The organism is Bacillus sp. PSXD-155, from assembly GCF_049310765.1.
Lineage (GTDB): Bacteria > Bacillota > Bacilli > Bacillales > Bacillaceae_G > Bacillus_A > Bacillus_A cereus.
Genome location: NZ_JBMOWC010000003.1, coordinates 257,298 through 269,989, shown reverse-complemented (window position 1 = coordinate 269,989; position 12,692 = coordinate 257,298). Strand labels below are relative to the sequence as shown.

Below are 12,692 nucleotides of genomic sequence, written 5' to 3'. Positions count from 1 at the left end.
CTATTATTTCTTAAGTTATAAATTTCATTCGATAGGGTTAAAAAGAAAAAAAGATCACCCATAAGGGTGATCTTTTTTATACTTCCATAATAATCGGTAAAATCATAGGTTTTCTCTTTGTCTCTTCGTACAAGAACTGTCCTAATAATTCACGAATATTTTGTTTTAACATTGACCATTCAATCGAATATTCTTTAATTGACTGCTCAACAATCATACGTACAATCTCTGTAGATCGTTCAATTAACGCTTCTGATTCACGAACATATACGAAACCACGTGAAATGATTTCTGGACCAGAGATAATTTTCTTTTCATCTTTACCAAGTGTTACAACAACTACTAATATTCCATCTTGAGATAACATCTTTCTATCTCGAAGAACGATATTACCAACGTCACCTACACCTAATCCATCAATTAAAACATTACCAGCTTGTACTTTACCGACTAAGTTCGCTTCATCGTCACCAAAAGCAATTACATCGCCTTTTTCTACGATAAAGATATTTTCTCTTGTAATACCTACATCTTCAGCTAAATACGCATGTGCTTTTTGCATACGAAACTCACCATGTACGGGTACAAAGTACTTCGGTTTCATTAAATTTAACATTAATTTTAATTCTTCTTGGCTACCGTGACCTGAAACGTGAACTTTTCTTTCGCCGTAATAAACAACTTCAGCTCCAGCTCTAAATAACAAATCAATAATTTTTGATACAGATATTTCATTACCCGGAATTGGCGAAGCAGCAATGATAACAGTATCACCTTTACGAATTGAAATTTGTTTATGTGCTTGTTTTGCCATTCTAGATAGAGCAGCCATCGGTTCACCTTGACTACCTGTCGTTAAAATAGCTACCTTTTTCTCTGGGAAGTTGTCTACTTCTTGTAATGAAATAACCATACCTTCTGGAACATCTAAATAACCAAGACGTCTTGCAATGTCTACTACTTTCACCATACTACGTCCTACTACGGCTACTTTTCGCCCTGTTTCGGCAGCTGCATCAAATACTTGTTGAATACGATGTACATTCGATGCAAATGAAGCAACGATAATACGACCTTCTGCACCGTAGAACACTTTAGAAATTTCTACACCAACTTCTTTTTCTGAACCTGTATACCCTGGACGCTCTGCATTTGTACTATCAGATAATAGGCAAAGTACACCTTCATTTCCGATTTGCGCCATTTTCCCAAGATCTGCTCCACTATTTCCAATTGGAGTTTGATCGAATTTAAAGTCTCCCGTATATACGATTGCACCTTTTGATGTATGGAAACAAACGCCAACAGAATCCGGAATACTATGTGTCGTTCCGAAGAATGACACTGTTGTAGTGTTAAACTCTACTGTTGAATTTGAATCGATTGTTTTTAGGTCTACACGGCCTAACATGCCCGCTTCACCAAGTTTTTCTTGTATAAGTCCTACTGTTAATTTCGTTGCATAGACTGGAATAGATAATTTACGAAGCACATACACAATTCCACCAATATGATCTTCATGACCGTGAGTAATAAATAAACCTTTTACTCGCTCTTGATTTTCCACTAAATATGTAATATCAGGAATAACGATATCAATTCCAAACATTTCATCTCCCGGGAACATTAACCCCGCATCTACGATAAAGATTTCAGAATCAATTTCAACACAGTACATGTTTTTCCCGATTTCACCTACTCCACCAAGAGCAAATACTTTAACAGACTCATTCTCTTTTCTCTTCATGTTGTTGCCTGGTTTAAAAATCTTGCAAACACTGATTTCACTAAAATTGCAGAGACACCAGGGGAAACTCTACAACCACCATATTTTCACCGTCCAAGACGAATGTCCTTACCGTTATGCGATATCATGTCCTTGTTTATTTTTTAAACCAGGTTTCACCTCTCTTTCATTATATAAATCAAATATCTTATTCGATATGATATGAAAATTTAATTAAATTATAATTTTTCCCAATTTTGCTAAGCATACCCGTACTAAGCTACTTAGCCATATTATACCTGATACAAGAAATAGAACACAAGTTAAATCGTGCGAAAGAAAAAGTAAAAGAAAGGAACAGCACTAAAAGTATATGGCTTATTTCCGCTGCTTTTATACTCCATGTTATTTGAAAAAAAAACTTAAACACTTTAAATTACTTTCATTTGATGGATTTCCTAGATTTTTTTCTTGAATTGCACAAAAACACTTATAAAATGAAGCTTTTTTATAGATTACGTCATATTTGAGGCAATTCCTATAAAAACATAATCGAAAGTATTTTCTGTACTAGCAAATACTTTTCAACAAAATTAAAGATGTAAGATCCTTTTCTTATAAACATTGCATTACATGACAAAAGGCTATGAATTACAAAATCTAATAGAAATTTAATAAGGTTAAATTTTTAGCAGGATTTGACAGCCATTATCGAGAAAAAGATGTTGGAACCAAATTAATGAAAGAACAATATCATACTTTAACAAGTAGAGAACGCGTAGCGTAATATACTCGTTTTCAACATAAAATGTTTTCTATATTATAGGGTCATATACAGACGAGAAAGGCGATCCTAAAATCATTTTACAAAAGATTCACTTTAAAACAGATTCAAACATTTTCATATCAATAAAAAAATGACCTAGTTTCACACTAGGTCATTTTTATTAACGAGGAATAGATTGCATTACAGATTGTAACGTTACTCTTTCTTCTTCTGTTAATGGAAGAAGTGGTAAACGTACAGAACCTACATCTAATCCAACCATTTGTAACGCTGTTTTTACTGGAGTTGGACTTGGCGCCATAAATAACGAATCAGTTACTCTTACAAGTAATTGATGTAATTTTTGTGCCTTTTTAAACTCTCCTGCTTGAAATGCTGTAATCATTTCTTGCATTTCATTTCCGATAACATGAGATGCTACCGAAACGATACCTTTAGCCCCAACTGCCATAGCCGGTAACGTTAAACCGTCATCACCGCTGTATACCGCAAAGTCGTCCGCTGTTTTTTCAATGATTTCTGTCATTATCAACACATCGCCGCCGGCATCTTTAATAGCAACAATGTTTTCTATTTCTGATAAACGAACAACTGTATCAACGGAGATTTGTACAATAGATCGTCCTGGAACGTTATATAGCATAACCGGAAGCGGCGTACTTTCAGCAATTGCTTTAAAATGCTGATACATTCCTTCTTGACTCGGCTTATTATAATACGGTGCTACTAGCATTACTGCATCCACACCAACTTCTGTTGCCTTTTTAGTTAAGTCAATAGAAGCATGCGTATTATTGCTACCTGTTCCAGCGATTACGGGCACTCTTTTATCGACAACAGATACGACATGGCGATATAACGCTACCTTCTCTTCTGAAGTTAATGTAGGAGATTCTCCTGTCGTTCCTCCTACCACGATTGCTGTTGTACCGTTATCAATTAAATAATTTACCAATTTCGTTGTCTTTGCAAAATCGATATTCCCGTTTATATCAAACGGTGTTACCATCGCGGTTGCAATTGTCCCAAAATCTATCATGGTCTCACTCCTTATTGTTCCAGTTGCTTTTCTTTTGAAAGCTCAAACGCACTATGTAATGCATTTACAGCCTCCACTAAATCAGTTTCTTTTACAAGAACCCAAATTGTTGTATGACTATCTGCCGATTGCAGGATTTGAATACCTTTTTCTGCTAAAGCTGTAACGATTTTCGCAGTAACCCCTGGGTATCCTGCCATTCCAGCTCCAACGATAGATACTTTCGCACAATGCTCTGTCACAATTGGCTCATATCCAAGGTTCTTTAATAATTTAACTGCATGACTTGATACATTATCACTCACCGTATATGCTACACCAGTAGGTGAAATATTAATTAAATCGACACTTATTCCTTCGTTCGCCATCTCTTTAAACACATGTTGTTGCAAATCATATGCCGTTTCTTTTGCAAGCACTTTAATTTGCGTTACGTTTGATACGTGGGCGATACCTGTAACAGGACGTTCTTCTACATCACGACCTCTTGTAGCACCGTCATATGCTGAAATAAGCGTACCTTCACTATCAGAATACGTAGAACGTACACGAAGTGGCACTTTTGCATGCATCGCAATTTCAACTGCACGTGGATGAACGACTTTCGCACCTTGATAAGCCATGTTACAAATTTCGTTATACGTTACAGTTTGAAGATGACGTGCATCTTTTACAATACGAGGATCCGCAGTCATAACACCTTCTACATCAGTGAATATATCGATGTATTCAGCATGAAGTGCAACACCTAATGCTGAAGCTGAAGTATCACTACCTCCGCGTCCAAGTGTTGTCGTATCACCTTTTTTCGTTTGCCCTTGGAATCCTGTAACGACGATTACATCTACATTTTCTAACTCTTCATGTATACGATCGCAATTCATTTCAATAATCTTTGCATTCGTAAAGTCATCATTCGTTACAAAACCAGCTTGTGCACCATTTAATGCTGCTGCTTTTATACCGTTCTCATTCAACATATTAGAGAAAACAATTGCAGAGATTAACTCTCCGCACGATAATAATAAATCTTGCTCACGTTTAGAAATAGTAGATTCCTCTTGATTTACAAGACTTAATAACGTATCCGTTGCATATGGTTCACCTTTACGACCCATAGCAGATACGACAGTAACTACTTTATAACCAGCAGCTAATGATTTCTTTATATGATGAAGCGCATGCTTACGTCCATTGTCATCACGTACTGATGTGCCACCAAATTTTTGAACAATTATTTTCATATTTTGCACCTTCTCTTAGCCGTTTACACTAATTGTAATTTTACTAAGCGCTCTGCAATTTGAACAGAATTCCATGCAGCGCCTTTTAATAAGTTATCAGATACGACCCAAAGATGGAATCCTTTATCGTTATTTAAATCTTTACGGATTCTTCCAACGAATACTTCGTTTTTACCTACTGCAGTAGCTGGCATTGGATATAACTGCTCTTCTGGATTATCTTGCAGAACAATACCTTCCGCATTTGCAAGTAAGCTCTTTAATTCTGCTACTGTTACGCCTTCTTTTTCTACTTCGATGTAAACAGACTCAGAGTGTCCTGATACAACTGGTAAACGTACACATGTTGCCGCTACTTCTAATTCAGGCATATGCATAATTTTTTTTGTTTCGTTAATCATTTTCATTTCTTCAAATGTAAATCCATTATCTTGGAACTTATCAATCTGTGGAATCGCATTAAAAGCAATTGGGAAATGCTTCTTATCACCTGATACAGGAAGAACATTTGCCTTAACTTCTTCGCCATTTAAGATTGCTTGTGATTGTTCATGAAGTTCTTCAATAGCTGCCGCACCAGCACCTGATACAGCTTGATATGTGGAAACGATTACTCGTTTTAAACCATATTGCTGACGAACTGGCTCAAGAGCTACTACCATTTGAATTGTAGAACAGTTTGGATTTGCAATAATACCATTATGTTCTTTTAAGTCGTTTTCATTTACTTCAGGTACAACAAGTGGCACGTTTTCTGTCATACGGAATGCACTTGTATTATCAACAACAATCGCACCGCGTTTTGCTGCTTCTGGCGCTAATTGTTTCGATACAGATCCACCAGCACTAAATAGTGCGATATCTACTCCTTCAAAGCTTTCAGGAGTTGCCTCTTGAACTGTAAATTCTTCGCCTTTAAATACAAGTTTCTTACCTGCAGATCGTTTAGATGAAAGTAACGTTAATTTCCCGATTGGAAATTCTCGTTTCTCTAAAGTATTTAACATTTGTTCACCAACTGCGCCGGTTGCTCCAACTACAGCGACATGAAAAGTTTTTTGCTTTTCCATCACTATGCCCCTTTCTAGATACCAATCCTTCTATAACTTAGAATCAGAAGGAGTATACAATACCCCTTCTGATCTTAATAACGTTAATTTTATCATATTCTACAGTAAGAATGATGGTTTCATCAAAAATTGTCCGTTTTTTTTCGTTTTTTAATTCATATATCTGAATTTTTCTACGACCACCGGTTGCAATTGCTTTCCTTGCAGCGCTTCTAATACTGTATCTTCCAGTAACTCCATACGAGCTACCATTGAGTTCGGTTTTTTCTCTGGCGCATCTTGACCGAATGGGACGAAATAGATATTTTTTGTGGCCATTAGGCGCATGAGATTTACCCCATTTAATCCTAAAGCATCATTCGTCGAAACTGCCAATACGACAGGCTTGCCATTTCTTAGCGTCGCTTTTGCTGCCATTAGTACTGGAGAATCTGTCATTGCATTTGCAAATTTACTCATAGAATTTCCTGTTAAAGGAGCGATTACCATGCAGTCTAATGGAATTTTAGGTCCAAGTGGCTCTGCTCCAACAATTGAATTAATTGCTTTAAAACCTGTTATTTCTTCAATCTTCTTAATCCACTCTGCTCCTTCTCCAAATCTAGTATTTGTTGATTGAACAGTGTATGAAACAACGGGACGTACTTCTGCCCCTTCAGCAATTAATTTTTCTAAGTGCGGCATAACTTCCTCATACGTACAATGTGAACCCGTAAATCCGAAACCAATTCGTTTCCCCTTCAAACTCATTTCTTTTCCTCCTTTGCAATTGCATCTGCTGCTAATAACTGAGAAAGAACATTTGCTAAAATTTGCCCAGCCGTTTTGGGAGCAACAATACCTGGTAATCCAGGTGCTAGCAACGCTTTGACTCCTCTTTTTTCCGCATATCTAAAGTCAGTACCACCTGGTTTAGAAGCTAAATCAATCACTAACGTATGAGCTGGCATTTTTGCAATAACATTCGCTGTTACAACGAGGTGCGGAATTGTATTGATTACAATATCGATATTCCCTACTTCTTTCTCTATGTCTTGCATATGAAAAGGAGAAAACATCATTTCTGTAATACGTGCAATATGTTCAGATCGTCTTGCTCCAACTTTGACATGGGCTCCTAATGATTGAAATGCTCTCGCAACACTCATTCCTGTTCTACCAAATCCTAGAACCATTACATTGGACCCATGAATTGTATAGTCGGTATGTTGAATTACCATCATTAATGTACCTTCTACAGTTGGAATAGAATTGTATATTGCCACATCATCACGATCAAATAATTTAACAAGTTTTCGGTTCGTAGTAGATACGAGATTTTCCAAGTAAGGTGTACCAATACCCGAATATATAGTAAAGTGTTCTGGTGTATTTTCAATTTGTTCTTTCGTTATTGAAACTTTTTCATTTGAAAAAATAGTATCTACTTCTCCTTTAGCATTTGTGCCTGCAACCGGCAAAATTATTGCGTCTACAGAAGTGAAATCTAAATTTTGTATACTTTCTTTTGCTGCCCCTGTGAAACCATGATCTAACTGATCAAACCCTATCAAAGAAAGTTTCGCATCCAATTCAACTAGCTTACGAATTACTTCTAGCTGCCTTGCATCTCCTCCTATGACAGCAATATGCATCTCAGTCAACATTCCCTAATTCACCTTCTTTTTCTGTCATTTATAAGAAAAGTGCCTACTTTTTCTTTTTCCTCCACATCATATGTAATGTACGAGTTTATGGTGATTGAAAATCCAAATGCACATATGATTTATCAGGTTTCTATGTAGATACAAAAAAGATGACCAAAATGGCCATCCTTCACTCCGAATTTGAACGATCTATACTATCACAAAGAAGCATATCATGTCCGACTTTCTTTATTTGATTCCATGCCACCCTTACTTCTTGTGGTTCCTTTTTAAAACCTCCCCACTTCCCTACAGGTATTATAAGTGTTTGTATTTGTCCGTCTTTCTCATTAATCTCTAAATCCATATAACCTAAGACTCCCATTTTTTCCGCTTTTTCTATATCTACAACCTCTTTACCACTTAATTCACTTAATCGCATACATACTCCACTCCCCTACTGAATTTTTCATTTGCGTTGTCTATAATTAGTACCTATTCTATATGTATAAAAAAAATAACCTTCTCTCATTTAAAAAGAGAGAAGGTTATTATCAGATACATCATAAAAATCGATTATAGTTTTATTCCTTTTGGAAGTTTTCCGTCTGGACTAATAAGTGCCGCAGAGAATTCATCAGTAAACATGTTGCGAATTAATCCGTCCACATTTTCTTTTGTTACAGTGTTTACACTTTCAATAATCTCATCAAGTGAACGATGTTTACGAAGAAGCAATTCATTTTTACCGTTACGGCTCATACGGCTATTTGTACTTTCTAAACTTAACATTAAGTTTCCTTTTAATTGCTCTTTACTATTCATAAGCTCTTTTTCTGTAATACCTGTATTTTTCAATGTCTCTAATGTTTCTTGCATTGTTTCATACAGTGTATCTAATTGTTGGCTACCTGTTCCACCGTAAAGTGTTAACATACCTGTATCTTCATAAGAAGAGTGGTAAGAAAATACCGAGTAAGCTAATCCACGTTGCTCACGTACTTCTTGGAATAAACGGCTACTCATGCTACCTCCTAAAACATTATTTAATACAATTAAGTTATAAATATCTTCGTGTCCCATTTGTAAGCCTTTATATCCTAGACATAAATGAGCTTGTTCCGTTTCCTTTTTACGGGCTACCTTATTGAAATGGAAAATTGGGCTATGTACTTGTTCACGGTTTGTTGTTCCTTCATAACTACCGAAATATTGCTCCACTGTTTGTAAAAATGCTTCATCAATATTTCCTGCAACTGATACAACTACATTTTCAGGTGTGTAATGATCTTTTATATATTGACGTAACGTATCACCTGTAAACGTATTAAGCGTTTCTTCTGTTCCTAAAATAGGATATCCAAGTGGATGCGTTTCATATGTTGCTTTCGTTAACATATCATGCACAATATCATCTGGCGCATCTTCGTACATTTTAATTTCTTCACATACGACATTCTTCTCTTTTTTCAGTTCTTCCTCATCAAATGTTGAATTAAAGAACATATCTGCTAAAACATCTAGAGCATATTTAGCATGCTCATCTAATACTTTTGCATAGTAACAAGTATATTCTTTTGAAGTAAATGCATTCACTTGACCACCAATGCTATCAAATGATTCTGCAATCTCTCGTGCACTACGTGTTTCTGTCCCTTTAAAGAACATATGCTCTAAAAAGTGAGAAATCCCATTATTTTTTTCATTTTCATTTCTTGATCCCGCATGGATCCAAATACCAATTGCAACCGATCTTACAGTTGGTATATTCTCCATAACTATTCTTACACCATTTTTACAAGTATATTTTTTAATCAAAAACTTTCCTCCTACTGCCAGTTTCTCTAAATAAAACGCTATTATTTAATGATAACAAGTTTAAGGATGAATGTCATGCAAATGTATTTAATCCACACGTTTTTCATCCAGTAATTCAGTTATATTCCCCACTTTATATCCTTGTTCCTTCAATTTTGTAATCATTGTTTCTAAAGCCTCTGCTGTAGACGAAGTAGGATGCATTAATATGATAGCACCTGGATGTATTTTTCTCATTACTCTCTGCAATAGTACATCCGGCTCAGGTCGCTTCCAATCAATCGTATCTACAGTCCACATAATCGTTCCCATTTGAAAATCATCTGCAATCTTTACGACTTCATCTCGAAAGCTTCCACTCGGCGGGGCAAACCATCTTACTTTTTGATTCGTTGCTACTTCTATCATTCGATTTGTTTTTTGTAACTGATCTCGTATTTCATCTGACGATAACGTTTTCATATTAGGGTGTGTGTATGAGTGATTTCCAACTTCTTGTTTTGCATCGACAATCATTTTTGCAAATCGCAAATTTTCTTTCACCCAACGTCCTTCTAAAAAGAAAGTGGCCTTCACATCATGCTTTTTCAAGATTTCTAATATGCGAGGCAAATACTCATTTCCCCATGCCACATTTATTGTTAATCCTACCATCTTTTTATTTGGATGCCCTCTATAAATTGGAGCTGGTGATAAATCTTCCAAATGAACACTCGGTGAGACTTCTTTGAATTCAAGATATTTTTGATCAAATTCCTTTAGCTTCTTCATATTATTATACGATGCTTCAATATCCACTTGTCTTCCATTATATCCAGGTGTTGCCTTCCATATTTTATCAATCATCGCATTTTGAGGTGCAATCTCATACTGTTTTGCATGCTTTTGAATTTCTTCATGCAAGTTATCTTGTGCAAAAACAGAATAAGAGCCTAAACTGACATATAAAGAAAATATACATATGTATGCCAATATACGAACTTTCATATAAACCCTCCCAAATTAACTATATAAAAACATTTTCTTCTTATCTTTGTTAATTTGAGCGTTATAATGAAAACTATACCTATACCGACATAAAAATATATGAACATCATGTTTTTTACATAACAAAAAAAGCCAGTTTAACTGGCTTTTACTTATTGCTGCTCTTGTTTGTTTTCTTCTTTAGCAGCTTCTTTTTCTTGCTCTTCTTTTAGCAATACTTTTCTAGATAGATTTACGCGACCTTGCTTGTCAATCTCGATAACTTTAACTGTAATTACATCACCGATTTTCACAACGTCTTCTACTTTACCTACACGCTCAAGTGCAAGTTCAGAAATATGAACTAATCCATCTTTACCGCTGAATAATTCAACGAAAGCACCAAATTTCTCAACACGTTTCACTTTTCCTTCGTAGATCTCACCTACTTGTACTTCGCGAACGATATCTTCGATAATCTTCTTAGCTTTGTCGTTCATTTCTTGATTTATTGATGAAATGAATACTGTACCATCTTGCTCGATGTCAATTTTAACGCCAGTTTCTTCAATAATTTTATTGATTTGTTTACCGCTTGGTCCAATAACGTCACGGATTTTATCTGGGTTGATTGTCATTGTAATAATCTTTGGAGCGTAAGCTGATAATTCAGTACGTGGCTCTGCAATAACAGATAACATATGATTTAGAATGTGCACACGACCAATTTTCGCTTGTTGTAATGCCTCTTCTAAAATCTCACGTGATAAACCATCGATTTTAATGTCCATTTGCAGCGCAGTTACACCTTGTGCTGTACCTGCTACTTTAAAGTCCATATCACCTAAATGATCTTCCATACCTTGAATATCAGATAAAATTGTGTAATGCTCACCAGATTTAACCAGACCCATTGCAATACCTGCAACTGGAGCTTTAAGTGGAACACCCGCATCCATCATTGCTAAAGTACTACCACAAATACTTGCTTGTGAAGTAGAACCATTTGATTCTAATACTTCAGATACAAGGCGTACTGTGTATGGGAAATCTTTTTCAGATGGAATTACAGGCTCAAGTGCGCGCTCTCCTAGTGCACCGTGACCAATTTCACGACGACCTGGTCCACGCATCGGTCTTGTTTCACCAACACTAAATGATGGGAAATTGTAATGGTGCATAAAGCGTTTTGATTCTTCTACACCAAGACCATCTAAAATTTGCACATCGCCTAATGCACCTAATGTACAAATACTTAATGCTTGTGTTTGTCCACGTGTGAATAAACCAGAACCGTGTGTACGAGATAAAATACCAACCTCTGATGCTAAAGGACGGATTTCGTCACCTTTACGGCCATCTGGGCGAATTTTTTCAACTGTAATAAGACGACGTACTTCTTCTTTTACAATTTTATATAAAATCTCATTTACTTGTCCTAATGTATCAGCGTCAGCTTCCTCAGCTTCGTAATGCTCAATTACACGCTTTTTCACTTCGTTAATTGCATCTTCACGTGCATGTTTCTCATGTACTTGAATTGCAGAATGCATATCCTTCTCAGCCATTTCACGTACAGCTTGATTAAGATCAGCGTCAACTTCATAAAGTTTCACTTCTGATTTCTCTTTACCTACAGCATGTACAATCTCTTCTTGGAATGCAATTAAACGTTTAATTTCGTCATGACCAAACATAATTGCTTCTAACATTGTTTCTTCAGGCACTTGATCTGCTCCTGCTTCAACCATGTTAATCGCATCTTTCGTACCAGCTACAACTAAGTGGATATCACTTTGTTCTTGCTGTTCTACTGTTGGATTAATAACGAATTCGCCATTAATACGACCAACTGTCGCACCAGCGATTGGACCTTCAAATGGAATATCTGAAATCGATAACGCTAATGAAGAACCAAGCATAGCTGCCATTTCAGAAGAACAATCTTGATCAACACTCATTACAATGCTGACAACTTGTACTTCGTTACGGAAACCATCTGCGAATAGCGGACGAATTGGACGGTCGATTAAACGACTTGCCAAAATTGCTTTTTCACTTGGACGACCTTCACGCTTAATAAAACCGCCAGGAATTTTTCCGACTGCATATAAACGCTCTTCATAGTTTACTGTAAGTGGGAAAAAATCTACATTTTTAGCTTCTTTTGATGCAGTTGCTGTAGATAGAACCGCTGTATCGCCATATCTTACTAATACTGCTCCGTTCGCTTGTTTGGCAAGCTGACCAGTTTCAACTGTTAGCTGGCGACCAGCTAAATCTATCGAGAAGACTTGCTTTTCTTGACTCATTTAAGTACCCCTCTCAATTTAAAGTATTCAATTCTTCTATGTAAATGGATAGTATATCACAATATTCTACCTCTAGTATTGCCTAAAATTAAGTAAGCTATAAAG

At 36.1% G+C, this 12,692-nt stretch carries 10 protein-coding genes; all 10 read right to left on the bottom strand.

The window, feature by feature from the left end; genetic code table 11:
- Window positions 1-76: 76 nt before the first annotated feature.
- On the bottom strand, window positions 77-1,747 hold the full coding sequence (locus ACO6VI_RS04195; RefSeq protein ID WP_000823089.1) for a ribonuclease J: 1,671 nt from the start codon (window positions 1,745-1,747) through the stop codon (window positions 77-79).
- 926 nt (window positions 1,748-2,673) lie between these two features.
- Window positions 2,674-3,552 (bottom strand): 4-hydroxy-tetrahydrodipicolinate synthase, encoded by an 879-nt coding sequence (gene dapA, locus ACO6VI_RS04190; RefSeq protein WP_422423001.1) that lies wholly within the window; start codon window positions 3,550-3,552, stop codon window positions 2,674-2,676.
- 11 nt (window positions 3,553-3,563) lie between these two features.
- Window positions 3,564-4,796: an aspartate kinase gene (dapG, locus tag ACO6VI_RS04185; protein WP_000692450.1), complete on the bottom strand. Its 1,233-nt coding sequence runs from the start codon at window positions 4,794-4,796 to the stop codon at window positions 3,564-3,566.
- A gap of 23 nt (window positions 4,797-4,819) precedes the next feature.
- The gene (asd, locus tag ACO6VI_RS04180; RefSeq protein ID WP_000414846.1) at window positions 4,820-5,866 is read right to left on the bottom strand and encodes an aspartate-semialdehyde dehydrogenase; all 1,047 of its coding nucleotides are present in this window, start codon (window positions 5,864-5,866) and stop codon (window positions 4,820-4,822) included.
- A gap of 150 nt (window positions 5,867-6,016) precedes the next feature.
- The gene (gene dpaB, locus ACO6VI_RS04175; RefSeq protein WP_000053596.1) at window positions 6,017-6,616 is read right to left on the bottom strand and encodes a dipicolinate synthase subunit B; all 600 of its coding nucleotides are present in this window, start codon (window positions 6,614-6,616) and stop codon (window positions 6,017-6,019) included.
- The gene (gene dpaA, locus ACO6VI_RS04170; RefSeq protein ID WP_063548471.1) at window positions 6,613-7,512 is read right to left on the bottom strand and encodes a dipicolinic acid synthetase subunit A; all 900 of its coding nucleotides are present in this window, start codon (window positions 7,510-7,512) and stop codon (window positions 6,613-6,615) included. The genes dpaB and dpaA overlap by 4 nt, the downstream gene beginning before the upstream one ends.
- Window positions 7,513-7,681: 169 nt before the next feature.
- Window positions 7,682-7,933, bottom strand: a complete 252-nt coding sequence (locus tag ACO6VI_RS04165) for a YlmC/YmxH family sporulation protein (RefSeq protein ID WP_001239757.1) — start codon at window positions 7,931-7,933, stop codon at window positions 7,682-7,684.
- Between the two features lie 134 nt (window positions 7,934-8,067).
- A complete protein-coding gene (locus tag ACO6VI_RS04160; protein ID WP_000593001.1) occupies window positions 8,068-9,309 on the bottom strand; it encodes a M16 family metallopeptidase in 1,242 nt (413 codons plus the stop codon).
- Between the two features lie 87 nt (window positions 9,310-9,396).
- Window positions 9,397-10,296 (bottom strand): polysaccharide deacetylase family protein, encoded by a 900-nt coding sequence (locus ACO6VI_RS04155; protein WP_000868222.1) that lies wholly within the window; start codon window positions 10,294-10,296, stop codon window positions 9,397-9,399.
- A gap of 152 nt (window positions 10,297-10,448) precedes the next feature.
- Complete coding sequence (gene pnp / locus ACO6VI_RS04150; RefSeq protein ID WP_063548473.1) at window positions 10,449-12,587, bottom strand: polyribonucleotide nucleotidyltransferase; 2,139 nt, start codon at window positions 12,585-12,587, stop codon at window positions 10,449-10,451.
- Window positions 12,588-12,692 lie beyond the last annotated feature (105 nt).